This is a genomic window from Streptomyces sp. CA-142005, from assembly GCF_050942335.1.
GTDB lineage: Bacteria > Actinomycetota > Actinomycetes > Streptomycetales > Streptomycetaceae > Streptomyces.
Genome location: NZ_CP192078.1, coordinates 3,923,894 through 3,947,186, shown reverse-complemented (window position 1 = coordinate 3,947,186; position 23,293 = coordinate 3,923,894). Strand labels below are relative to the sequence as shown.

Genomic DNA, 23,293 nt, shown 5'->3' with positions numbered 1-23,293 from the left:
AAACGCGCAGGTCACCGTCTCGCCAGCTCAGCGCCCACCCGCGTACGCGATCGTCCAAACCGGTGCTCTCGGTCCTGGGCGGCAAGGTTTGTCTGGGTGTTCAGACTCCACCGACCGCGTGAGTGGTGACCCGCTCCGAGGCCGTGACCGGTCCCCGCTCCGGTCGCGGCCTCGCTGGTGTGGAGGTTGGTCATCAGCGGGTCAGCAGCAGCCACCCGCGGCGACCGGTTGCTTCGGGCTGGTGTCGGCCTCGCCGGGGCTGGCGCAGCAGGTACTGCCCTGCTGTTTGGCCAGGGAGTCGGCGTCTGCCTTGACGACGTACACCTCCCAGGGCTCCTGGCCGGGGCCGTGGACCCAGACCTTGTCCTGGAGGGCGTAACAGCACGTGGTGTCGTTCTCCACGTCAGTGGCCAGGCCGGCCTCGCCCAGGCGGGTGGTGGCGGCGTGGACATCCTCGGTCGACTCGACCTCGACACCGAGGTGGTCCATGCGGGTCGCCTCGCCCGCGGTCCCCTCGATCAGGACCAGCTTGAGCGGGGGTTCGGCGATGGCGAAGTTGGCGTAGCCGTCGCGGAGTTTGGCGGGCTCGGTGCCGAACAGCTTGGTGTAGAAGGCGATGGACGCGTCGAGGTCGGGGACGCGGAGGGCGAGCTGTACGCGGGACATGGCGAACCTCCTTGTGTGGGTGTGTTCAGCAGCCGCCGGAGGCGGCCGGGGCGCCGAGGCCGATCTGCAAGATGGACGGGGCTGCGCAGCACCCGCCTCCCTCGCTGTTCTGGGCGGCGTCGGGGTCGTCGAAGAGGCCGGCGCCGCCGCATACCCCGGTCTCGGGGAGGGTCAGCTCAACGCGCTCAGCGGCTTCGCGGTCTCCGGCGATGGCGGCGGTGATGGAGCGGACCTGCTCGTAGCCGGTCATCGCAAGGAACGTGGGGGCCCGGCCGTAGGACTTCATCCCGACCAGGTAGACGTCCCGCTCCGGGTGGGACAGCTCGTTCACACCGTGCGGGTAGACGGTGCCACAGGAGTGGACGTTCGGGTCGATGAGCGGGGCAAGGGAGGTCGGAGCCTGGAGGCGTTCGTCGAGGCCGAGGCGAACCTCGGAGAGAAAGGACAGGTCGGGGCGGAAGCCGGTGAGGACGATGACCTCGTCGATCGGGTCCAGGTGGCGGCCGTCCTCGGCGACCAGGATCAGGCGGCCGTCGGTGTCCCGTTCGACGGCTTCGGTGCGGAACCCGGTGGCCGCGCTGGCGTGACCCGACTCGACGGCAGCCTTGGCGCGCAGGCCCAGTGCACCTCGGGCGGGAAGCTGGTCGGCCGCTCCGCCGCCGTAGGTGTTCGCGCTGATGCCGCGGCGCAGGATCCACACTGCGTGCGTGCCGTCTTCCTCCTTGGCCAGGTCGGCAAGGTGGGCGAGGGCGGTGAAGGCGGAGGCTCCCGAGCCGACGACGGCGGTGCGCTTGCCTGCGTACCGGGCACGGATGGCTAGGTCGTTGAGGTCGGGGACGCGGTAGGAGATGCGGTCGGTGGCCGTCTTCTCGCCGATGGCGGGCAGACCGTCGGCGCCCATCGGGCTGGGGATGGACCAGGTGCCGGAGGCGTCGATGACGGCGCGGGCGGTGAGGCGCTCCTCGGAGCCGTCGGCGAGCTGGATGTGGACGGTGAAGGGCTGTTCGTCGCGGCCGGAGGCGACGATGCGGTCGCGGCCGGCGCGGGCGACGCCGGTGACGGTGGCGCCGTAGCGGACCTTGTCGCCGAGGGTGTCGGCGAGCGGCTGCAAGTACTTCTCGGCCCAGTCGCCGCCGGTGGGGTAGGTGGCGCCGTCGGGTCGCACCCAGCCGGTCGGGGCGAGCAGCTTTTCGGCGGCAGGGTCGGTGACCTCGGACCAGGGGGAGAACAGCCGCACGTGTGCCCAGTCGCGGACAGCGGCGCCGGCGGACGGCCCGGCTTCGAGGACCAGCGGTTCGAGGCCGCGCTCGACGAGGTGGGCGGCTGCGGCGAGGCCGATGGGCCCGGCTCCGATGACCACGACGGGCAGCTGGTCGGTGGTGGGCACGTTCACGGGTTCCCCTTTGCTTCGACGTTTGTCGATGTCTTGCGCGGCCAGCATGGCACTTGGTTAGGCAAGCGTCAATATAGACATTCATCGAATCGGAGGTCGGAGTGGCGCGCTGTATCGCTATCCATCCGTCCCGCGCTCGGAGCAGCCTGGCGCACGCTGGGCAGCCTGGTTCGACATGTGTCAACATAGACGCATGTCGAACACCAAGGTGCTGCCGCTTTTGGAGCCGGAGGGCTCCGGTGCCGTGGCGCCGTGCTGCCCGCCTCTCACCGAGCGTCCGCTGACTGCTGATGAGGCGGAGAAGACCGCTCGGATGTTCAAGGCGCTCGGTGATCCGGTGCGGTTGCGGCTGTTCTCGCTGGTCGCCTCGCACGAGGGCGGCGAGGCGTGCGTGTGCGACATCTCCGACGTCGGCGTTTCGCAGCCGACCGTCTCCCACCACCTGAAGAAGCTGAAGGACGCCGGGCTGCTGACTTCCGAGCGGCGCGGTACCTGGGTGTATTACCGGGTGGAGTCGTCGGTGGTCGCCGCGATGGGGCAGATGCTCGGAAGTCTCGGCTGAGCTGGGGCGAGCCACCGACGGGGGTGTTGAGGCGGAAAGACCGGGTCGTGCTCGGCTGCCTAGCTTGCCGGGTCCGGCTGCTCCTCAGCCGTCCGGCCGGGCAGGAAGATGACCGCCACCAGCGCCAGGCCGACCACGGCGCCGACGAGTTGCATGCCGATGAAGGCCGCGACCGAGCCGGGCGCGATGCCCGCGAAGGTGTCGGTGAAGGCTCGGCCGATGGTCACCGCTGGGTTGGCGAAAGACGTGGACGAGGTGAACCAGTAGGCGGCGCCGATGTACGAGGCGACCGCCACGGGCGCGAAGCGCAGCCGGTCGGTGCGTGCGAGGCCGAAGATCAGCAGGATCAGCCCCGCCGTGGCAACCACCTCGCCCAGCAGCAGATGCCCCGCCGAGCGGTCATGGGTGGACCACTTGACCAGCGGTTCGCCGAACATCGCGTCGGCCAGGACGGCACCTGCTATAGCCCCGATGATCTGGGCGGGGATGTAGGCGGCCGCCTCGCGCAGGGTGACGCCGGCGCCGCCGCGTCGGGCGGTGAACCACTCGGAGAGAGTCACGGCAGGGTTGAAGTGCGCGCCCGACACCGGGCCGAGCAGGGTGATCAGCACGCCCAGGCCGAAGACCGTGGCAGTGGAGTTGGCCAGCAGCTGAAGACCGACATCCTTGGTCAGTTCGGTGGCCTGTATGCCGGAGCCGACCACGACCGCGACGAGGACCGCCGTGCCTACCAGTTCGGCGGCAGCCTTGGCGAACAGCGGAGGAGCCTGAGGCGGGGTGGCGCCCGGGGCAGGCTGCGGCTCGGCGGCGTGGGCCATGGCGTCCCCGGCTCTGTCGTGCTCGGTGGCCTCGGTGGCGGTCAACAGGACTCCTTGGTGCATGCGGGATGGCGTTCGGGATACGACAATGGACGGGCGCCGGGGCAATTAGGGGCAGGACCGCTTGACGCTGTTCTCGGCGGTGGCGCGCGCGGTCTCCGCGAGGTCGGCGAACTGACCGGCGAGCGAGGCGATGACGTCGGGCTTGAGCCGGTAGTACGTGAACCGGCCGCACGGCTCCGTCTCCACGACTCCGGCCTCGCGCAGCACCTTCAGATGGTTGGAGAGGTTGGTCTGTCTGGCCCCCGTCTCCTCGATCAGATGCGTGGTGCAGAGCGTCTCCTTAGCCAGCAAGGTGACGATCTGGAGGCGGAGCGGGTCGGCCAGAACCCGCAACAGATCAGTGTCGACTGACGTCAGCATGGGCTGATAATCTCACATCACTCCAGACTGATACCAGTCTGGAGTGATCCCTGGGACCTGCATCCCCACTGCTGTGGGGACCCATGCCCCGAAGGGGGTTCCGTGACCGCATCTTCTCCCCCTGTCCTGCCGGACGAACGCCTCGCTACGGGCATCGCCCACCTCGCCGTCCGTTACCGCGGGCACGTTTCACCGGAGACCATCCAGCGCCTGGAAATCGACTCCTACGAGCGCCTCGCCGAAGACGCGCGCATCCGTACCCACCTGGTCGTGCTGGCCGAGCACCTGGCCGCCGAGCGGCTGGACGCCCTCGCGTATGTCCAGGGCGCACCGGGCAGTGGTCTTCCACGCGTGCTGTTCGTGTGCAGCCACAACGCCGGACGCTCCCAGATGGCTGCCGCCCTGCTCGCGCACCGCGCCAACGGCCATGTGGTCGTCTCCTCCGCAGGCACCCGCCCTGCCGCCGAGATCGAACCAGCCGTCGCTCACGTTCTCACCGAGGTCGGCGTGGACTTCACGGATGCGTTCCCCAAGCCACTCACCGACGAGGTCGTGCGGGCCGCCGACATCATCATCACGATGGGCTGTGGCGACGCCTGCCCCGTGATGCCGGGCCGCCGTTACCTGGACTGGCCGGTCACCGACCCCGAGGGCGCACCGATCGCCGTCGTGCGCAGGATCCGCGACGAGATCGACGCCCACATCACCGAACTGCTTGCGTCCCTCCCATGGACCTGAAGCCACCTCCAACCCCCTTGATCCACTTAAGAAGGAAGAACCGATGTCCTCCAGCCCGCTCGCCTCCGTGCTTTTCGTCTGCGTCCACAACGCCGGGCGCTCCCAGATGGCCTCCGGATTCCTCAACGACCTCGCTGGCGACCGGATCGAGGTCCGCTCGGCCGGCTCCCTCCCCGGCGACCAGGTCAACCCGGCCGCGGTCGAGGCCATGAAGGAGGTCGGCGTGGACATCTCCGACCAGAAGCCGAAGATCCTCACCACCGAGGCCGTCCAGGCGTCCGACTACGTCATCACCATGGGCTGCGGCGACGCCTGCCCGATCTTCCCCGGCAAGAAGTACCTCGACTGGGACCTCGAAGACCCCGCCGGCAAGGGCGTCGAGGCCGTCCGCCCCATCCGCGACGAGATCAAGACCCGTATCGAGGCCCTGATCGCCGAGATCGACGCCCAGCAGGAGGCGTGACCATCCCGGTCTGAGCGCCCCTCGAAAGTTGCGGGGTGAAGACGGTCTGGCCCTGTGCCAGGCCGTCTCGGTTTCCGTCTCATTCAGCGAGGTCCAACCGCCGTTCAGGCAGGACCATCCGCGAGTGTCGTCCCAGCAGTCACCCGCCCATGAACGCAGGTGAACGACCCTGTACTCCGCCCCGCGAGGCACCAACAGACTCAGACAGCGTGTTGGGGCGACGGCGTACGGGATGGAAGCCGGTACGCCACCCCTAGCGGCTCGGAGCCCTGCAAGCCCCACCCGGCGGAGGTCGTCCCTCGGACATGCGGCGCGACCCTGACTGGTGAGACGCTGAGCCTATGGCCGAGCGTCATGCGAGCGTTGAGGCTCCCTGCGGCTCCGGAGGCCGGCGTGTGCGCGTCGGTGACCAGGTCCTGGGCACGGCGTACTCGTTGCATGAGCTGACGTTGCTTCTCCGACGAGCCGGGCTGGTGGGCGGGGACGAGCTGGACGTCGCTGAATCGGACCTGATCGAGTGGCACGGCGGCGGGCCGGAAGTTTGGCCCCGCCGGGGTGGCGGCCCGGAATGCTGGACGGTGCCCGGTGAGATCCCACCGATGTTGCAGGACAGCAGGCCGGTCCGACCGTGATGAATCTCTGAGCCGCTTCTTGGTCGCCGTGACCATACTGATCATCTCGAAGACGATCACTGCGCGCCTTCCGCGGCCGCCTGTCAAGCCCATCGTCAGGCCTGACACCACCGGCTGACACCAACAGCGGCGAACGCGCCCGGACGAGCGCGGCCCCCAGCGGTCGGCCTCAAAGCCTTCACCTGGCGCGGGTGCCGTCCTCACCGCTGGCCAGCCCCCGCCGCCTTGACTCAGCCTTGATCCATCGATCCGATTCTGAGGTGGCTGTGCTGAGGGCCTGTCCTCGGATTCACCAGAAGTGAGATCGTCCCCGATCACGGCCGAGAAGTCTCCGGATTAGCAAGAACGTGCCCACGGCGATCAGGGTCGCCCCCATAAGGATCAAGGCCACCCCGATAGCGATCAGAAATGTCCCGATAAGGACCAGAAGTGCCCCAATTAGGACCAGGAGTGTCCCGATGATGAGGAGAAAGATCGCGAGGACGGTCACGGTTGTCTCCTGTCCTCCCTCCCGCTCTGCCGCCTTCCCTGCTCCCGTGGGAACACACGGCCTCACGATTACTGACGGCTTGCCGCGGCCAAGAGGTCAGCCCACGGTCCGCTGGTTCCAATCGGGGCCGGCGCTGGGCCGTCTCTGGGCCGCGCGAGGGTGCCCGAGGCCGACCAAGGGCGACCGACAGTGACAGACGCGCCGCAGCCCGCAGCAGCGAAACCCCAGGTCAGAGCGATCGGACCATACGCGTTTTCGCCCAGGGGTAGCCGTACGGCAAGATGGGGTGTATCTGCCCACTGCCAGATTTCAAGCTGCCGGACGGTTTCTCTTGGCTGAGTTCATTTACACCATGCGCAAGACGCGCAAGGCGCACGGCGACAAGGTGATCCTCGATGATGTCACCCTGAACTTCCTGCCGGGAGCGAAGATCGGCGTCGTCGGCCCGAACGGTGCCGGTAAGTCGACCGTGCTGAAGATCATGGCGGGCCTGGAGCAGCCGTCGAACGGCGACGCGTTCCTCTCCCCGGGCTACAGCGTCGGCATCCTGCTCCAGGAGCCCCCGCTGAACGAGGAGAAGACCGTCCTGGAGAACGTCCAGGAAGGTGTCGCCGAGATCAAGGGCAAGCTCGACCGGTTCAACGAGATCGCCGAGCTGATGGCGACCGACTACTCGGACGCGCTGCTCGACGAGATGGGCAAGCTGCAGGAGGAACTGGACCACGCCAACGCGTGGGACCTGGACGCTCAGCTGGAGCAGGCCATGGACGCGCTCGGGTGCCCCCCGGGCGACTGGCCCGTCACCAACCTCTCCGGTGGTGAGAAGCGCCGCGTCGCGCTCTGCAAGCTGCTGCTGGAGCAGCCCGACCTGCTCCTGCTCGACGAGCCCACCAACCACCTCGACGCCGAGTCGGTGAACTGGCTGGAGCAGCACCTCGCCAAGTACCCGGGGACCGTGGTCGCGATCACCCACGACCGGTACTTCCTCGACAACGTCGCCGAGTGGATCCTCGAGCTCGACCGCGGCCGCGCCTACCCGTACCAGGGCAACTACTCCACCTACCTGGAGACCAAGGCCTCCCGTCTGAAGGTCGAGGGCCAGAAGGACGCCAAGCGGCAGAAGCGGCTCAAGGAAGAGCTGGAGTGGGTGCGGTCGAACGCCAAGGGGCGGCAGGCCAAGTCCAAGGCGCGTCTCGCCCGGTACGAGGAGATGGCCGCCGAGGCCGAGAAGATGCGGAAGCTGGACTTCGAGGAGATCCAGATCCCGCCGGGGCCGCGGCTCGGCAACATCGTCGTCGAGGTCGACAAGCTCAACAAGGCCTTCGGCGAGAAGGTCCTCGTCGACAACCTCAGCTTCACGCTGCCGCGGAACGGCATCGTCGGCGTCATCGGTCCGAACGGCGCCGGCAAGACCACCCTGTTCAAGATGATCCAGGGCTTCGAGACCCCGGACTCCGGCGACATCAAGGTCGGCGAGACCGTCAAGATCTCGTACGTCGACCAGGGCCGTTCCAACCTCGACCCGAAGAAGACGCTGTGGGAGGTCGTGTCCGACGGGCTCGACTACATCAACGTCGGCCAGGTCGAGATGCCGAGCCGCGCGTACGTGTCGGCGTTCGGCTTCAAGGGCCCGGACCAGCAGAAGCCGACCGGTGTCCTCTCCGGTGGTGAGCGCAACCGCCTCAACCTGGCGCTGACCCTCAAGCAGGGCGGCAACCTGCTGCTCCTCGACGAGCCCACCAACGACCTGGACGTGGAGACCCTCAGCAGCCTGGAGAACGCCCTGCTGGAGTTCCCCGGGTGCGCCGTGGTCGTCTCCCACGACCGGTGGTTCCTCGACCGCGTCGCCACCCACATCCTCGCCTACGAGGGCGACTCCAAGTGGTTCTGGTTCGAGGGCAACTTCGAGTCGTACGAGAAGAACAAGATCGAGCGGCTGGGTCCGGACGCCGCGCGTCCGCACCGCGCCACCTACAAGAAGCTGACCCGGGGCTGATCGGTCTTGCGCCACATCTACCGCTGCCCGCTGCGCTGGGCGGACATGGACGCGTACGGCCACGTCAACAACGTGGTCTTCCTCCGCTACCTGGAGGAAGCCCGTATCGACTTCCTGTTCCGCCCGGACAAGGAGTTCAAGCAGGGGTCCGTGGTGGCGCGCCACGAGATCGACTACAAGCGCCAGCTCGTCCACCGGCACCACCCGGTCGACATCGAGCTGTGGGTCACCGAGATCAGGGCCGCGTCCTTCACCATCGCCTACGAGGTGAAGGATGCCGACCTGGTCTATGTGCGGGCCTCGACGGTGATCGTGCCGTTCGACTTCGAGGCCCAGCGGCCGCGCCGGATCACCGCGGAGGAGCGGGAGTTCCTCCAGGAGTACATGGACGGGGCCGACGAAGCCGACGAGGAGGCCGTCGCCGCATGACGGTGCTGCACCTGGCCGACGAGACGGAGGCGGCGGACCTCGCCGCCTTCCTCTCCCGGCTGCTCCACTACGACCGTGGAGCCGCGGTGCGTCTGCAGGCGGCCGGCACAGCGCTCGCCGTCTTCGGCCGGCCCCCGTCCTTCGAGGTGCTGGCCGTCCGTGCCGTACGGCTGGCGAAGCCCTACGAGAAGGGCCTCGACGCCACCCTCGACGTGACCGTCTCGGCCGGTGAGTTCCTGGAGTCCGTGGACGAGCGCGCGGTGACCGCCGCCGTGCCGGCCGCGGTCACCGGTCCGCCGTGGGCCGGTGTGCTGCCGCCGCGCGGCGGCTGGCAGCCCGTGCCGGGGCTGCCCGCCCCGGACGCGCTGCGGGCGACCGTCGCCGCGGCGGTCGGCGAGTTCCGCTCCCGTACGGAGGAGCTGGCGCCGCAGGGCCGTACCCGGGCCGATCTGGACCGGATCGGGCGGGACATCTGGTCCCGGGAGATCGGGCGGACCGGGCTCCCGGTGCGGGCCGTGCACGCCGCGCAGTCCCTGGGCTTCCTGCGGCCGGGCGCCGATCCGGCCGGCACCGGGCTGTTCTCCTCGGGGGCGTGGCTCCGTCTGCGCACCCCGTACGGGTCCGTCGCCGTACGGCGGACGGGTCTGGGCTCGCTGGGCGTCAGCGTGCGCTGAGCCCCGCGTGGCTCACTCCGTGTCGTCCGGCCACACCCCGATGTGGTCGGACTCCAGTTCCAGGGCCACGCGGTCGCGCATGTCCAGGGCGCGGAGGTAGTCGGCGGGGAGCTGGAGCCGGCCGGCGCGGTCGAGCATGGCGTACTCGCGGGCGACGACCGTCTCGTGGCCGGTCGTGGCGTCGATCTCGCTGCGCCGCAGCACCTCCGTGGACGTACGGCCGTCGCGGATGGCGACCGTGCGGCGGACCTCGCCCGCCACGGCCTGGTCGTGGGTCACGATGACGATCGTGGTGCCGAGGGTCTCGTTGGCCGTGCGGAACGCGTCGAAGATCTGCGCGGCCGTCCGGGAGTCGAGTTCGCCGGTGGGCTCGTCGGCGAGCAGCACCGCCGGGCCGTTGGCGAGGGCCACGGCGATCGCGACGCGCTGCTGCTGTCCGCCGGACAGCTCGTGCGGGTGGCGCTCGCGGCAGTCGGCCACCTGCAGCAACTCCAGGAGCTCCAGCGCGCGTTCGGCGCGGGCGCGGCGGCCTGCCCGGGTACGGGGGCGGGTGCCGGAGAGCTGGAGGGGGAGCGCGACGTTCTGGGCGGCGGTGAGGTAGGGGAGCAGGTTGCGGGAGGTCTGCTGCCAGACGAAGCCGACGGTCGTGCGGCGGTAGGCCAGGCGGTCCCGTGCGGTCATGGTGAGCAGGTCGTGGCCGGCGACGCGGCCGGCGCCGGCGGTGGGGGTGTCCAGGCCGGCGAGGATGTTCATCAGGGTGGACTTGCCGCTGCCGGAGGCACCGACGAGGGCCATCAGCTCGCCCTCGCGGACGAGGAGGTCGAGGCCCTGGAGGGCTTGGACCTCGATGCCGTCCGTGGAGAAGATGCGCACGAGACGGTCGCAGGTGATCAGGGCGTCATGGCCGTAGGCAGGCTGGTTCCGGGATTCCGCGACCCGGTCCGCCAGGTCGGTGAGGGTGGGGTTGCTGGTCATCGGGTCTCCTGCGTGACGGTGCCCTGTGCTGCGGTACGGCGGTGCGGGTGCCGGTGCTGTACGGGTGCCCGGTGCCGTGGCCGGCCGGGGGTCGGCTTCGCTTGCCCGCGCTTGCGGGGTGCCGCTGGGCTTCGCGCCCTCATCGGCCGTCCCCCGCTCTCAGTTCCTGCACCGAGCCTCTCCGGCCCGTCCACCACGCCTGTGCCGTCGCGACGCCCACCGTCACCACCACGACCAGGAGCGCCGGGACCGTCAGGGACCAGGGGTCCGGTTTCAGCTCGGCTTCGGACAGGGGGGACTGGGCCGAGGACAGGGCGATGGTCGTCAGGTCGATGCCGGGGGAGAGGAGACGGATGGTGGCCCAGCCGGTCAGGATGGAGCCGAGGGCGGCGAGGAAGGCCTGCGGCAGGGACTCCAGGACGAGCAGGCGGCGGCCTTCCGCGCGGGTGAGGCCCATCGTGCGCAGGCGGGCCAGCAGGGCGGCGCGCTCGGGAGCCGCGCGGAGGAGGGCCAGCAGCAGGGCCAGTACGGCGAACCCGGCGCCCGCGGCCACCGCCGCCGTGTAGACGTGCTCGGCCCCGGACTGCAGGGGCGAGTCGGCGTACCGGGCGCGCTCCGCGGTCAGGAGACGGACGGTGGTGGAGCCGTCGGCCGCGTGCCGCAGCGCGCCGGCGTCGAGGCGGTCGCCGGTCAGCAGCAGGGCCGTCGGGCGGCCGGCGGGGGAGGGCAGGCCGGCCCGGTTCACGATCAGGAAGTTGCCGCCGGACACCGCCGGAGTGGCGTCGCGGACCAGTGCGATGCGCACGGTGACCGTGCTGCCGTCCGACAGCCGGACCGGGAAGGGGCGCCGGGTGCCGTACTCGGAGGCGACGGACGGCGAGGCCACCGCCGGCAGCGGACGGCCGGAGCGCGAGGCCAACGCGGCCGGGCGGAAGGCGCCCAGGCCGGTACGGGCCGCCAGCGCGCCGTAGGACGACGGGTCCGCGCCCACCAGCGACACCGAATCCTGGCCGTCCACCGGCTTGGCCTGGTAGTCGATGCTCACGGCCGCCACGTCCCGCACCCCGTTCACGGCCCGCACCCGGGCCGGCGCCGCTGTCGGCAGCGGGGCGTCGGAGTCCACGCGGGCGTCGGCGCCGACGGTCAGCAGTGCCGCCCGGTTCCGGGCGTCGGCCACGCCCGCCAGCACCGAGCCGCCGAACGCCGCCGTGGTCAGCGCGGTCAGCAGCGCCACGAGCGGCAGCACCGCGGAGATCCGGGCGCGGCCCGCGCGGGCCAGCGAGAGATGGCCGGTCGCCCCGCGCAGGCGTGCCGCAGGGCCGGTGAGGCGGCGCAGCAGCAGCGGGTAGAGGCGGAGCAGCAGCAGCGCGGCGATGACGCCGACCAGGACCGGGGCCAGTGCGATCAGCTGGTCGCCGGTGGTGCCGCGCCGCCGCAGCGCCGCGACCGCTCCGACGGCCGGCACCAGCAGGGTCAGCTCGGCGACCGTACGGCGCCGGGAGGGCCGTACGGTCGCCACGTCCGCGCGGTCGGCCGCCGCCCGCACCACGCGGTGCTCCAGGGCGGCGCGCAACGGCAGGGCGGCACAGGCGGTGACGGTGACGGCGGCCGCGGCGGCCACGGCGTACGCGGTGCGGCCGACCGGGACCGTGAGGAGGGCCGTGGCCAGGCCGAGCGCGCCGGCCGGTACGGCGACCACGGCGGTCTCGGCCAGCAGCCGGCCGGCGAGCGCGGGCAGCGAGACACCGCGGGCGCGCAGCAGGGCGAGTTCGGCGCGGCGCCGGTCGGCGGCCAGCCCGCCCGTCATGAACAGGACGACCGCGACGACCGTTCCGGTGCCGGCGGCGGCCACGGACACCAGCGGGGCGATGCCGGAGCGCAGCTCGGCGAAGGAGCCGAGGGTGTCGTCCAGGCCGGTGCTGATGTCGGTGTCGACGTCGGTGACGGCGCGGGTGCGCCGCAGCGCGGGGCCGGACTCCAGGGCGGCCACGGACGACTTCAGCCGGTCCAGGTCGTGGGCGTGCAGGGCGTGCGGGTCGGGCGCGAGGAACCAGTAGCGGAACGGGCGCGCGGCCGTGCCGAGCAGTGCGGGCGCCGCCTCCTGGGGCAGCAGCAGCGTGCCGAGCCAGTACTTCGGCGGGTCCCCGCCGGGGCTGGGAATCGCCACCAGGAACGGGGTGCGCATGCGGGGCACGGTCGACCAGTAGGCGCCGTCGGGGTCGCGCGGGTCGAGGATGCCGGTGATCCGGACCGCGAGCGGGGGCCGGCCGGCCCCGGGCACATGGATGACGGAACCGACTTTGATGTGCAGGGACTTGGCGGTGGCGGCGGTCACGGCGGCCTCCACCTCGGGCGTACTCGCGTCCACCGTGCGGTCGGCGCGCGGCATGCGCCCGGCGTGGAGGCGCGCGTGGTCGGCCAGGCCGCTCGGCGCGAACAGCGAGACACGGGCGGGCAACCCGGTGGGGCGGGGCAGGAACGCGTCCGGCACCTCCGGGTTCACGCCGCCGGCGATGCCGTACACCGACTGGGCGCGGTCGACGGCCAGCGGGCTGTGGACCGTGGGGAGGATCTGCCGGTACTGCCGCTCCAGCGCGGCCGGGCGCATCGCCGTGGCCCGCTGCCCGGCCGACAGGCCGAGGTCGGGCGCGGGTGCCTGCACGAGCACGGTGGTGTGGGTGGGCTGCGCCTGCGTGAACGCCCGCCGCAGGCCGGCGTCCTCGTACCGGTCGACCGCGCGCGGGAAGGCGCCGGCCAGGCACGCGGCCAGCGCGACCAGCAGCGCGAGCGCGCCGGCGGCAGCGGGCGCGGCCCGCAGCCGGGTCCGCACCCAGGGCGCGGCGACACGCGACATGGGACGGCCCACCCCGCTCTTGTCGTGGTCCACCTCACTCACCCCCCTGCTCACGCAGCGCCCGAGCCGGGTCGGTGCGGCGCAGGGCCGGCAGGGCCGCCACCGTGAGGGGGACCACCGCGACCGCGCAGAGCAGCAACGCCACTCGGCCTGGCGGAAGTTGGACGAGGAGGTCCGGTACCGGGCGGGTGGCCTCGCCGGTCAGGACGATCAGCGGCAGGACGGCGCGGGCCAGTACGGTGCCGAGGCCCAGGCCCACCGCGAGCGCCAGGCCCACCAGGACGGCCTGCTCGGCGGCGACCGTGCGGGCCAGCCGGCGGCGGGGCACACCGAGTGCGCGCAGCACGGCGAACTCCGTGCCGCGGGCCCGCTGCGCGGCCGCCGCGCCGACCGCGAACCCGACCGCGGCGAGCGCCGCCGCCACCACGGCCGCCGCCGTGAACGCGGCCGTCGGGCCCGCCCCGAACGGGTCGTCGCGCAGCTCGGCGGCGATCTCGTCGCGGACCACCACCTGTCCCGGATCCACGTCCGGCAGGGCCCGTACGGCGGCGGCCACTCCCGCCGCGGCGCCCGGCCCGGTGTCCAGCCACCACTCGTTCGGCGTCGCGCCGTCGCCGTACCGGGCCTGCAGCACCTGGTTCAGGGCGCGCAGGTCGAGCAGGACGGCGCCGCCGTCGCGGGCGCCGGTGGCCGTCGGGTCGGCGGTGGCGGGCAGCCCGCGCACCCCGCGGACGATCCGCACCGGCAGCGTGTGGTCGCCGATGGTCAGGTCGACGCGCTGCCCGACCCTGGCGCCGGCCGACGCCAGATAGCGGTCGGTGACCACGGCGGGCACCGCGGCCGGCGCGTGCTGCGGCACCTCCAGCCGGATCGTGAGGGAGGCGACCCGCCATGCGTCGGCCTCCGGGAGGTAGCCGGTGCCGTAGACGAAGGTGTGGCTGCCGGTCGCCCTGGGGCGGGTCGGGCTGGTGGCCTGGCTCGCGACGGCGTCGCCCGCGGCCTCCGCGGTGGTCTTCCAGCGGGCGGGCAGCGGGAGCCGGTGCGCCCGGCCGTCGGCGTCCGTCGCCGCCAACGCTCCGAGGGTCAGCCGGTGTTCGGCCTTCTTGCCGGGCTGGTTCATGTCCAGGCGGAGCCCGGTCAGGGTCAGCGGGCCGGGCGTGGCGCTCACGTCGAGGCTCAGCGCGTGCGGGTGCCCGTCCGCGGGGAGCTGTCCGAACGGCAGCTGGTACGGCACCCCGTACCGGTCCGCCAGCGTCACCGTCACGTCGGTGACCACCCCCGGCCCCGCCGAACTGCGCAGGCTCGCCGTCAGCCCGAGCCGGGCGGTGCCCGCGGGCACCCGGGTCCCGGCCAGGGAGCCCCGCGGCGCCAGCCCGGCGAGCAGCGGCCGCACCGGTACGCCGGCCAGGTCGGGGCGCATCAGCACCGCGTCCGCGGCATGCCCGGTGTCCAGCGCCAGCACGGTCGCCGCACGGTCGCCGGACAGCGGCTGGGAGACGCGCACGGCCGGCGCCCCCTCGCGTACGTGCGGCAGCCGCGCGTACAGGTCGGTACGGCCGAGCCCGCCCTCCCCGGCGGACACCACCCGTACCGGCACGCCGGCGCGGAAGTCGGCCTGGTCGTCCTGCGAGCGGCCCCAGGACGCGGCCTGCCCGATCGCCAGCATGCCGAGCGCGACGGCGAGGACGAGCAGCAGCACCGGGCCCGCGCCGCGTGCGGTGCGCCGGCTGAACTGCCAGCCGGCCAGCGCCACCGGCAGCCCGCGCCCGCCCGCCGCCCACCGCTCGGCGAAGCGCGCCACGGGCGGCAGCAGGCGCAGTGTGAGCACGGTCCCGGCGAGCAGCGCCAGCGCGGGCGCGGCCACCAGCAGCGGATCGACCCCGAGCGCCCCGGACCGGTCGGCGCTCACACCTCCCGACCCCTGTCGCCCCAACTGCCAGTAGGCCACCCCGGCGACCGTGAGGAGCCCGAGATCCGCACCGGCGCGCAGGGGAGCGGGGAGAAGCCCGGCGGAGGCGTGGCGGCGCCGCCACAGCGGGAGGGGCCTCGCGGGGCGCCGGGCACCCGCATGCGAGGGCGTCGCGCCCCGCCCGCCCCGCCGGGGCGCCGGCGATCGTGACCGGCCCCTTCGGTCCCACGCCCCCGTGTCCGCCACCGCCGGTGCCGTCACCGCCAGGGCGCAGCCCAGTGCCGCGGTGGCCGCGACCAGCCAGACGAGGGGGCGGCCGGCCGGGGGCAGGTCGAGGTGGAGGCCGAGGTGGGCCAGGGGGCCGTGTGCGGCGAGCAGGGCGGTGAGCGGGCCGGCGAGCAGGGGTGCGCAGCCGGCCGCGGGCAGCGCGAGCAGCAGCGCCTCGGCGGCGGCGAGGGCGGCGAGCCGGGCCCGGGAGGCGCCGCGCGCCCGCAACAGCCTGGTCTCGTCGGCCCGTTCGGTGCCGAGCAGCCGGGCCACCAGCAGCAGCGCGTACCCGGCGAGCAGCACCAGTTGCAGGGTGACGATCAGCAGCGTGGAGCGGGCGACGAGCAGCGAGCGGTCGATGCGGTCCAGGACGTCCGGCAGCGAGGTCTGCGCCATCGTCGTACCGTGCAGCGCCGCGCGGTCGCGCAGGCCCGCGCTGCCCGCCCGGGCGGCCGTACGCAGCCGGCCGATCCGCGCGGTCGTCATCCGGCCGAAGTCCGCCGACGCGAGCCACGCCGTGGGCCCGGTGCTGACCCGGCCGCCCGTGAGGACGGAGGAGTCGGCGAGCAGCGGGCCGTACGTCATGAAGGCGTACTTCTTCGCGCCGCGGCCGAGCAGGTCGTCCAGTTGCCAGTACGGCGCCGTCACCGAGACGGGACGGTACAGCCCGGTGATCCGCACCCGTACCGCCGGGCCGTCCAGCCGGTCGGTCAGGGTGAGCCGGTCACCGGGCTTCAGCCGCAGCGCCCGGGCGGCGGTCTGCGGGACGGCGACCTCGACGCCGCCCTCGCTACGGCGCGGGAGGCGGCCGGCGGTCAGCCGCAACTGGGTGCCGTCCAGCGCCGCGAGGTAGGTCAGGTCCGGGTCGCCGGACCGGTCCGAGAGCGGCTGCAGCGAGCGGGGCAGCGCGTACGGGCCCGAGCGGCGCAGGGTCCTCAGCGTCACCGGCAGACCGTCGAAGGTCCGCCGGGCGCCCGCGCGTACGGCGGCGTCGGCGGCGGCCCGGCCCTGCGGCGGCACGTCGGCCTTGACGATCAGCGCCGCGTCGGCGGCGTTGCGCGGATCCGCCAGCACATGCCGCAGCGCGGCGTCGCCGATCGCCGCCGAGTACGCGGTGAGAGTCGCCAGTACCGCGGTGGTCAGCACCACGGTGAGCAACGCGGCACCCAGCAGCAGCCGGTGCGCACGCGCGCGTGAGAAGACCAACCCCGTCACCCGGCCCCCGTGTGTCCGGTACTGCAGACCTCCGGGCGATGCTGACAGAGCCGGCCGGCTCCGGGTAAGCGGTCGTCGAGCGGTCTATACCAGATCGTGACCGGAATACGGCCACGTACGACCGGAATGCGGCGTTCGGCGACGGTTGTTCGTCAGTCCGGGGTGTTGATCATCGACGCGGCGGCGTACGTCAGGTAGTTCCACAGCGTCGTCTCGTGCTCCTCGGACAGCCCGAGCTCCTCCACGGCCACCCGCATGTGCCGCAGCCAGGCGTCGTGCGCCGCCCGGTCGACCTTGAACGGGGCGTGCCGCATGCGCAGCCGGGGGTGGCCGCGGTTCTCGCTGTAGGTGGTGGGGCCGCCCCAGTACTGCATCAGGAACAGGGTCAGCCGGTCCTCGGCCGGCCCCAGGTCCTCCTCCGGGTACATCGCCCGCAGGAACGGGTCCTCGGCGACTCCCTCGTAGAAACGGTGGACCAGCCGGCGGAAGGTCTCCTCCCCACCGACCTGCTCGTAGAAGGTCTGCTCCTGAAGCGTGCCGCGCCGAATCTCATTCACCCGTCCATCGTCTCAGACCGGGTGGCCGAGGTCTCGGGCCATGCACCGTCATGGTCGGGGGAGGCGTGGGCCGAGGTGGTCGCTACGGCGATGTGTGTGGGGGGCTTCTGCCCGGTCCCGTGCCGGGCACGGGCGGGCCGGTGGGTCTCCTCGGTGTGCCCTGTCCGCAGCCGGATCCTGCGCGGTCGAAGGCAGGCCCGGAAAAACGGCGGCCGGAAGAGAGGCGGCGGCCGGCGTCGCGCGGACGGAGCGCCGGGACGGGCGTGAGCCGTGGGGCCCGGGGCGGTATCGGCGCTGGTCGGTGAGCAGGCCCGGGAGCTCCCGGCCGTCGACGCCACCCGGCGGGAGCGCTGGGCGGTCATCGCGCCGCGTTGGTGCGATGCCGGACACCTTGTGGGCACAGGGGGTCAGTGCCCGACCCTGTCGCCGTCCAGCAGCCCGGCGAGCCTGCTCACCGTCCTGTCGATCTCGCGGGCGCACCCGTACAGCACGTCCCTGGGCCTCCCCGCAGGGTCCGCGATGTCGTCCTCGACCGGCGGGACGGGAGGGACGGCACCCCTGCGGGCCGCCGCGTCCGCCACCACGACATCACGGTCTCCCGAATCCACTCGGTCCCGCCTGGTGCGCACCGAGCCGGGGGACCCGGCGGCGAGACGGACGAACTCCTTCAGGGTGAAGCAGCGCCGCAGCGCCGACGGCACCAGACGCACGGCCGCCTCGCGGTGCTCACGCGCGAGCCCGAGCACCAGCGCCGCTTCCGCCACCAGTTGCGCGGTGAGCGGGCGGGCCGCGAACCCCGAGCCGTCACCGCCCAGCTCCTCCAGCACCGCCCTGGTGGGGGCGTCCATGCCGTAGCGGTGCCACGCCTGTGTGCCGGCGCTCTCCGGCCGCACGGCCGAGCCGGGCGGAAGCCTGGCAGCCAGCAGTCGCTCGGCGAGCACCGAACGATGCACGTTGCCCGTGCAGACGAACAGGACCCGGGTCATTTCTGGCCTGAGCCAGGTGCGCCCGCCTTTTCATGGGCGGCCGAGACACGAGGAGCGGGCAGCTCCCCGTAGGGCCCGTAGGCGCTGTAGCGGTCGCCCTTGGGGGCCGGAGCCATGCTGAAGACGGTGCCGAGGACGCGGACGCCCACGCGGTCCAGCGATGCAGCGGCGGCGCGAACCTGGTCCCGGCTGGTCCTGGCGGCACGGACGACGAGCAGCGCGCCCTGGGCGAGCGAGGCGAGTCCGACGGTGTCGGCGACCGGCAGCAACGGCGCGGTGTCGACGATCACGACCTCGTAGGTGTCCGCCAGCTCACGCAGCACCTCCTCCATGCGCCCCGAGGCGAGCAGCTCCGTGGGATTCGGCGGCACGGCGCCGCTGGTGAGCACCGAGAGCCGGCCCTCCACCTGCTGCATCACTTCCTCGAGGCGGGCCTGCCCGATGAGGACCGTGGTCAGACCGGCGTCCTGGACCAGTCCGAAGGTCGAGGCCACGCACGGGCGGCGCAGATCGCCGTCCACCAGGCACGTGGAGACGCCGGCCTCGGCCAGCGAAAGCGCGAGGTTCACCGCGGTGTTGGTCTTGCCCTCACCGGGCACCGAACTCGTCACCACGATGACCCGGGGCCGGTCGTCGACCTGTGAGAACTGCAGATTGGTGCGCAGCTTGCGGAAGGCCTCGGCGCGCTTGGAGCGCACGTCGGTGCTGACGAGCGGCCGCCTCGTGGCGTTTCTGTCGTAGGGGATGGTGCCGAGACCGGGCAGCGCGGTGAACTCGCTCAGCGCTTCGCTGGACTTGAGCGTGGTGTCGAGCGTCTCGCGCAGGGCGACCACCCCGGCACCCAGCAGCAGTCCGCCGAACAGCCCTGCCGACAGATTCAGCAGCGGGCGGGGCGAGACCGGTCCGGTGGGGGCGACGGCCTCCTGAGTGACGCCCAGGGAAACGGGCGACGATGCGGTTTTGGCGTCCGTGCGGCTCTTTCCGTGCTGCGCCTGATTGAGCTTGGGCGTCTCCAGCCGCTCGACGACCGCGCTGAACCGCTCCGCCACGGCGTTGGCGATGCGCGCCGCCCGCTCGGGGGCCGTGTCCCGGACGGCGATGTCGATGAGCACCGTGTTGAGCGGGGCGGTAGCGGTGATCCGTGATGCCAGTTCCTCCGGTGTGGTGCGCAGCCCCAGCTTCTTGACCACAGGCTCGGTGACCTGACGGGTGGTCACGATCGCCGCGTACGACTGCACACGCGCCTGCGAGAAGCTCTGCCCCTGGTTCAGCTCGGCGGAATCCTCACCGGTGTGGGTGGCGACGAAGAGCTGAGTCCTGGCCTCGTAGACAGGGGTACTCAAGCCCGTTACGGCGGCTGCCGCACCTACCGCGAGTACCAGACAGACCACGACGGTCGGCCAGCGTCTGGCAAGAGCCTTCAGAAAAGCGTGGAATTCCAAGCTGCACCCCTCATAGAGCCGAGGGAACCGCCCCAATCAGGGCATTCTGCTCCCATTGCGCACAGCCGACGATAGGGACTCGCGCGTCCGGAGCGGGGAAGCCACCCCCATGTCACCCCGTCGAGCGACCCGGGCGACGCACACGGCGCGACCACTCACCGGCGCGCCTGCTTGGGCCATCGAGAAGCGAGGGCTACCCCATCCGGTGACTTCTGGGCGACGCCACGTTAACGGTTCCTGATATGTCCCATTCATTCCATGTACGCAGGTCTTGAACATCCGGATCTTGAGTACGGCCGACGCGCGACCGCTTGGCCCGTACCGAAGTCGAGGAGAGTGAATGAAGAGAATGACGGCACCGCCCAGATGGCGCGTCGCACTCGCATCGGCGGCTTCCGCCGCCCTGCTCGTGGCCGCACCCCTGGCGGCAGCTCAGACCGCTCACGCACAGCCGTATCCGCCAGGGGCGGCGGAGACGCTGAGCGTCAGCGCCACCACCGTGACGGCCGGAGACTCGCTGACCTTCAGCTCGAGGGCCTTCGACCCAGGGACGGGCGTCACGGCGATGCTGGAATCAACGCCGGTCGTCCTCGGTCACTTCGAGGCCGACGACGACGGACTGGTGTCAGGGTCCGTGACCATCCCGACGTCGACCGTCACCGGCTTCCACGTCTTCCGGCTCACCTCGGACGACCCCGACCCCAGTGTCGGCGTCACCATCTACGTGCAGGGCGGGGTCGGCTCCCCGCCCCCGACCTCGCCTCCCCCCACCTCACCTCCCCCGCACAAGCCGCCGCACCACCACCCGGGCAAGCCGGGACACCACGATGGACACAAGGGCCACCACGGTGGACATCACGGAAATAACGCGGACAACGGGCAGTGGAGGGACGACGATCGCACCAACTCCGCCGACCAGATGCACCGGCCACAGCACGCCGGCCTCGCGGAGACGGGCAGCGAGAAGGCCATGACCGTGGGCGGCGCCGCAGCGGCACTGCTCGTGGCGGGCAGCGGCACGCTGCTGGCCGTGCGCCGCCGCCGCAATTCATGACACGGGGAGACCTCCGCACGGCGGAACAGCGTCCCGGCCTCGGCCGGGACGCTGGCCCCATGCCCGAGTCCGGCCACTCCTGCGACCGGATGCCCCGCCGCCGTCGCATCCTCCGCATCGCCCTGCTGGCCGGCGGGGCGCTGCCGCTCGTCGGCGCCGCCTGGATCGGCGTCACCGGGCTGCTCGCCCGTTCCGAGTTGCTGGCGGCCCAGCAGGACCTCGACACCCTGCGGCAGTCGGTGACGGCCGCGCCCGCGCCGGCCTCCGCCTCCCCCACGGCCCCCTCGTCCGCGCAGAAACGCGACCGGGCGGTACGTTCGGCAGCCGCCCATGCGGCTCGCGCGCACGACCTCACCACCGGCCCAGCCTGGTACACCGGCGCCCAACTTCCGTTCCTCGGCGGCCCGATGAGAACCGTACGCGGCGCCGCGTACGCGGCGGACCGACTGGCCGGCGACGTCCTCGCTCCCCTGGCACACGCCCTGCCACAGCCCACCGCGCACAGCGACGGCGCCGGGATGTCACAGGCCCTCATGGCATTGCAGAGGCACACCCCGGACATCGTCAGGGCCGCCCAGGTGGCGGCCGAGGTGCAGGCCGACGTGCACGGACTGCCGAGATCCACCTGGCTGCCGGCGGCCGACCGGGCCCGGGACCAGCTCGCGCTGCAGACCGACCGGCTGGCCCCGGTGATGGCCGACGCGTCCGTGACGGCCCGCGTCCTGCCGTCCATGCTCGGCCTGCAGGGGAAACGGCGTTACTTCCTCGCGTTCCAGAACTTCGCCGAGGCACGCGGCACCGGGGGCCTGCCGGGAGCCTTCGCCGTGCTACGGGCCGACCGGGGCCACCTGGCCTTCGAGAGGTTCGGCAACAACACCGAGATGGCCAAGGCGAAGGCCGACGTCGACCTGGGAGCCGACTTCACGGCGCGCTACCGGGGCGACCAACCCACCACCGTGTGGGAAAACTCCAACGTGAGCCCGCACTTCCCCTACGCGGCCCGTATCTGGGCCGCCGCGTGGCGCAAGCACTCCGGCGAGCGCGTGGACGGCGCGATCGCGGTCGACCCCGCCACACTGAGCCGTCTGCTGCGGGTCACCGGCCCGGCTCGCATGGCAGACGGCACCCAACTCACCGCAGACAATGTGGTGGACCTCACCGAACGGACCAGCTACGCGAAGTACGACGACGTCGCCCGGCGCAAGGCGTTCTTCGTCGACGCGGCCCGCGCCGCCGCCGCGCCGCTGATGGCCGCCGCCGACAACGCCCGTCTGCTGCCCGCACTGGTCGTCGCCCTGCACGACGCCGAGCGGGACGGACGGCTGAAGGTGTGGAGCGCCCACGCGGCGGAGCAGCGCCTCCTCGGAACACGCCCCTACTCGGGCACGCTCCCGGACACCCCTGGGCCCTTCGCCGGGCTCGTGCTGAACAACGCGGCGGGCTCCAAGCTGGATTACTACCTGGACCGGAGCTTGCGCTGGGAGGCGGACGGCTGCTCCGGCGGTGAGCGTCAGGTCACGGCAACGGTGACCCTGACCAACCGGGCCCCCACCTCCGGCCTGCCCGATTACGTCACGCAACGGGTCGACCAGCCGCCCTACCGCACCCGGCCGGGCGACAACCGGCTCCTGATGTCGTACTACGCGGGCGTCGGTGCCAGGCTCACCGGCGCCACCCTGGACGGCCGCCCCGCTCTGCTCGCACCCGGCGTCGAACGCGGCCACCCCGTGTACACCCTGGACCTGGAACTCCCCGCCCGCTCCCACCGCACGCTGGTCCTGCACCTGGTGGAACCCCACGCGAACGGCACGCCCGTCCTGCTGCGGCAACCACTGGTGACACCGTTGCGCACCACGCTGAAGGCGAAGGGCGCGTGCGGTGCGTGAGCGCCTGCGGCGAGCGGGGGCGCTGGTGCTCGCGGGTGCGCTCGCGCTCGGGTCCTGTGCGGCCACACGAGCGGCCGCCGACGAACGGACGCTCGCCGCACGCCGGGTCGAGCGCCTGCGGGTCAAGGTCCTGCAGGTCCTGCCGCACGACCCGAAGGTGTTCACCGAGGGCCTGGAGATGGCCGGCGGCACGCTCTACGAGAGCACCGGGCTGTCCGGCGGATCCGCCGTACGGGCCGGGCCCCCCGGCAGACCGCCCACGCGCCGCGCCGCGCTGCCCGCACCCCTCTTCGGCGAGGGGATCACCCTGCTCGGCCGGACGCTGTGGCAGCTCACCTGGCGGGACCGGATCGCCATCGAGCGGGACACCAGGACGCTCGCGGAACTGCGCCGCGTTCCCTACCCCGACGACGGCTGGGGCGCCTGCTTCCAGCGGGCACGGCGCCGGCTGGTGACGAGCGACGGCTCGGCGCGCCTGACCTTCCGTGACCCAGGGACGCTCGCGAAGACGGGCGGAGTCGCCGTGACCGAGGGAGGCCGCCCGGTCACGAACCTCAATGAACTGGAGTGCGTCGGCGCGGCCGTGTACGCCAACGTGCTCTTCACCGAGCACATCTTGCGCATCGATCCCGCCACCGGAGCGGTGAAGGCGACGATCGACGCGTCGGGCCTGCTGCGCGGTGACGAGCTCGTCCCGGGATCCACGCTGAACGGCATCGCGGCCGTCCCCGGAACGGATCAGTTCCTGATCACCGGGAAGTTCTGGCCCAAGATGTTCCGAGTGGTGTTCGTTCCGGCCTGACGGACGCGCGGCCGGTACCGGTCGAGCGGTACCGGCCCTTGCCGTCGTCGTGCAGTGGCGGC

General features: G+C 72.3%; 19 protein-coding genes. 9 read left to right on the top strand and 10 right to left on the bottom strand.

Going from position 1 to position 23,293, the window contains the following annotated elements:
* Window positions 1-201: 201 nt before the first annotated feature.
* Both ACQPXS_RS18565 and ACQPXS_RS18560 read right to left on the bottom strand, forming a co-directional pair.
* Window positions 202-666 (bottom strand): ArsI/CadI family heavy metal resistance metalloenzyme, encoded by a 465-nt coding sequence (locus ACQPXS_RS18565; protein ID WP_351803970.1) that lies wholly within the window; start codon window positions 664-666, stop codon window positions 202-204.
* A gap of 25 nt (window positions 667-691) precedes the next feature.
* Window positions 692-2,059 (bottom strand): FAD-dependent oxidoreductase, encoded by a 1,368-nt coding sequence (locus tag ACQPXS_RS18560; protein ID WP_433450449.1) that lies wholly within the window; start codon window positions 2,057-2,059, stop codon window positions 692-694.
* A gap of 193 nt (window positions 2,060-2,252) precedes the next feature.
* Between ACQPXS_RS18560 and ACQPXS_RS18555 the strand changes: the two genes are divergently transcribed.
* On the top strand, window positions 2,253-2,621 hold the full coding sequence (locus tag ACQPXS_RS18555) for an ArsR/SmtB family transcription factor (protein ID WP_433450447.1): 369 nt from the start codon (window positions 2,253-2,255) through the stop codon (window positions 2,619-2,621).
* 59 nt (window positions 2,622-2,680) lie between these two features.
* Here the strand turns inward: ACQPXS_RS18555 and ACQPXS_RS18550 are convergent, their stop codons facing one another.
* Window positions 2,681-3,484, bottom strand: a complete 804-nt coding sequence (locus ACQPXS_RS18550) for an aquaporin (RefSeq protein ID WP_433450446.1) — start codon at window positions 3,482-3,484, stop codon at window positions 2,681-2,683.
* A gap of 63 nt (window positions 3,485-3,547) precedes the next feature.
* The gene (locus tag ACQPXS_RS18545; protein WP_433450444.1) at window positions 3,548-3,862 is read right to left on the bottom strand and encodes an ArsR/SmtB family transcription factor; all 315 of its coding nucleotides are present in this window, start codon (window positions 3,860-3,862) and stop codon (window positions 3,548-3,550) included.
* Window positions 3,863-3,964: 102 nt separating this feature from the next.
* Between ACQPXS_RS18545 and ACQPXS_RS18540 the strand changes: the two genes are divergently transcribed.
* The 5 genes from ACQPXS_RS18540 (at window position 3,965) to ACQPXS_RS18520 (ending at window position 9,284) form a co-directional block, all read left to right on the top strand.
* Window positions 3,965-4,600 (top strand): low molecular weight phosphatase family protein, encoded by a 636-nt coding sequence (locus ACQPXS_RS18540; protein ID WP_433450443.1) that lies wholly within the window; start codon window positions 3,965-3,967, stop codon window positions 4,598-4,600.
* A 43-nt stretch (window positions 4,601-4,643) separates the two neighbouring features.
* Complete coding sequence (locus ACQPXS_RS18535) at window positions 4,644-5,063, top strand: arsenate reductase ArsC (protein WP_433450442.1); 420 nt, start codon at window positions 4,644-4,646, stop codon at window positions 5,061-5,063.
* A 1,453-nt stretch (window positions 5,064-6,516) separates the two neighbouring features.
* The gene (gene ettA / locus ACQPXS_RS18530) at window positions 6,517-8,181 is read left to right on the top strand and encodes an energy-dependent translational throttle protein EttA (RefSeq protein ID WP_351797545.1); all 1,665 of its coding nucleotides are present in this window, start codon (window positions 6,517-6,519) and stop codon (window positions 8,179-8,181) included.
* Between the two features lie 6 nt (window positions 8,182-8,187).
* On the top strand, window positions 8,188-8,610 hold the full coding sequence (locus ACQPXS_RS18525) for an acyl-CoA thioesterase (RefSeq protein ID WP_351797547.1): 423 nt from the start codon (window positions 8,188-8,190) through the stop codon (window positions 8,608-8,610).
* Window positions 8,607-9,284 (top strand): hypothetical protein, encoded by a 678-nt coding sequence (locus ACQPXS_RS18520; RefSeq protein ID WP_433450440.1) that lies wholly within the window; start codon window positions 8,607-8,609, stop codon window positions 9,282-9,284. Before ACQPXS_RS18525 ends, ACQPXS_RS18520 begins: the two co-directional genes overlap by 4 nt.
* Window positions 9,285-9,296: 12 nt before the next feature.
* Here ACQPXS_RS18520 and ACQPXS_RS18515 read toward each other — a convergent pair whose 3' ends face one another.
* From ACQPXS_RS18515 to ACQPXS_RS18490, 6 genes are all read right to left on the bottom strand, one after another.
* Window positions 9,297-10,259: an ABC transporter ATP-binding protein gene (locus ACQPXS_RS18515; RefSeq protein WP_433450438.1), complete on the bottom strand. Its 963-nt coding sequence runs from the start codon at window positions 10,257-10,259 to the stop codon at window positions 9,297-9,299.
* A gap of 139 nt (window positions 10,260-10,398) precedes the next feature.
* A complete protein-coding gene (locus tag ACQPXS_RS18510) occupies window positions 10,399-13,113 on the bottom strand; it encodes an FtsX-like permease family protein (protein ID WP_433455854.1) in 2,715 nt (904 codons plus the stop codon).
* 34 nt (window positions 13,114-13,147) lie between these two features.
* Entirely contained in the window at window positions 13,148-16,504 is a 3,357-nt protein-coding gene (locus tag ACQPXS_RS18505; protein WP_433450437.1) for an FtsX-like permease family protein, read from the bottom strand.
* Between the two features lie 152 nt (window positions 16,505-16,656).
* A complete protein-coding gene (locus ACQPXS_RS18500) occupies window positions 16,657-17,061 on the bottom strand; it encodes a globin (RefSeq protein WP_351797555.1) in 405 nt (134 codons plus the stop codon).
* A 407-nt stretch (window positions 17,062-17,468) separates the two neighbouring features.
* A complete protein-coding gene (locus tag ACQPXS_RS18495) occupies window positions 17,469-18,047 on the bottom strand; it encodes a low molecular weight phosphatase family protein (RefSeq protein ID WP_433450436.1) in 579 nt (192 codons plus the stop codon).
* A complete protein-coding gene (locus tag ACQPXS_RS18490; protein WP_433450434.1) occupies window positions 18,044-19,489 on the bottom strand; it encodes a polysaccharide biosynthesis tyrosine autokinase in 1,446 nt (481 codons plus the stop codon). The genes ACQPXS_RS18495 and ACQPXS_RS18490 overlap by 4 nt, the downstream gene beginning before the upstream one ends.
* Window positions 19,490-19,829: 340 nt before the next feature.
* Here ACQPXS_RS18490 and ACQPXS_RS18485 point away from each other — a divergent pair, with 340 nt between their 5' ends.
* Genes ACQPXS_RS18485 through ACQPXS_RS18475 form a run of 3 tightly spaced genes read left to right on the top strand, consistent with a single transcriptional unit; the run spans window position 19,830 to window position 23,231 of the window.
* The gene (locus ACQPXS_RS18485) at window positions 19,830-20,543 is read left to right on the top strand and encodes an LPXTG cell wall anchor domain-containing protein (protein ID WP_433450432.1); all 714 of its coding nucleotides are present in this window, start codon (window positions 19,830-19,832) and stop codon (window positions 20,541-20,543) included.
* 59 nt (window positions 20,544-20,602) lie between these two features.
* Window positions 20,603-22,429: a DUF4012 domain-containing protein gene (locus ACQPXS_RS18480; protein ID WP_433450430.1), complete on the top strand. Its 1,827-nt coding sequence runs from the start codon at window positions 20,603-20,605 to the stop codon at window positions 22,427-22,429.
* Window positions 22,422-23,231, top strand: coding sequence for a glutaminyl-peptide cyclotransferase (locus ACQPXS_RS18475; RefSeq protein ID WP_433450428.1), 810 nt, complete (start codon window positions 22,422-22,424; stop codon window positions 23,229-23,231). Before ACQPXS_RS18480 ends, ACQPXS_RS18475 begins: the two co-directional genes overlap by 8 nt.
* The last annotated feature ends 62 nt before the right edge of the window (window positions 23,232-23,293 follow it).

Bases quoted from the DNA above. Each gene is read 5' to 3' on its own strand.
- ACQPXS_RS18565 (WP_351803970.1), bottom strand. From the start codon at position 666: ATGTCCCGCGTACAGCTCGCCCTCCGCGTCCCCGACCTCGACGCGTCC.
- ACQPXS_RS18555 (WP_433450447.1), top strand. From the start codon at position 2,253: ATGTCGAACACCAAGGTGCTGCCGCTTTTGGAGCCGGAGGGCTCCGGT.
- ACQPXS_RS18545 (WP_433450444.1), bottom strand. From the start codon at position 3,862: ATGCTGACGTCAGTCGACACTGATCTGTTGCGGGTTCTGGCCGACCCG.
- ACQPXS_RS18535 (WP_433450442.1), top strand. From the start codon at position 4,644: ATGTCCTCCAGCCCGCTCGCCTCCGTGCTTTTCGTCTGCGTCCACAAC.
- ACQPXS_RS18520 (WP_433450440.1), top strand. From the start codon at position 8,607: ATGACGGTGCTGCACCTGGCCGACGAGACGGAGGCGGCGGACCTCGCC.
- ACQPXS_RS18515 (WP_433450438.1), bottom strand. From the start codon at position 10,259: ATGACCAGCAACCCCACCCTCACCGACCTGGCGGACCGGGTCGCGGAA.
- ACQPXS_RS18510 (WP_433455854.1), bottom strand. From the start codon at position 13,113: ATGTCGCGTGTCGCCGCGCCCTGGGTGCGGACCCGGCTGCGGGCCGCG.
- ACQPXS_RS18495 (WP_433450436.1), bottom strand. From the start codon at position 18,047: ATGACCCGGGTCCTGTTCGTCTGCACGGGCAACGTGCATCGTTCGGTG.
- ACQPXS_RS18485 (WP_433450432.1), top strand. From the start codon at position 19,830: ATGAAGAGAATGACGGCACCGCCCAGATGGCGCGTCGCACTCGCATCG.
- ACQPXS_RS18480 (WP_433450430.1), top strand. From the start codon at position 20,603: ATGCCCGAGTCCGGCCACTCCTGCGACCGGATGCCCCGCCGCCGTCGC.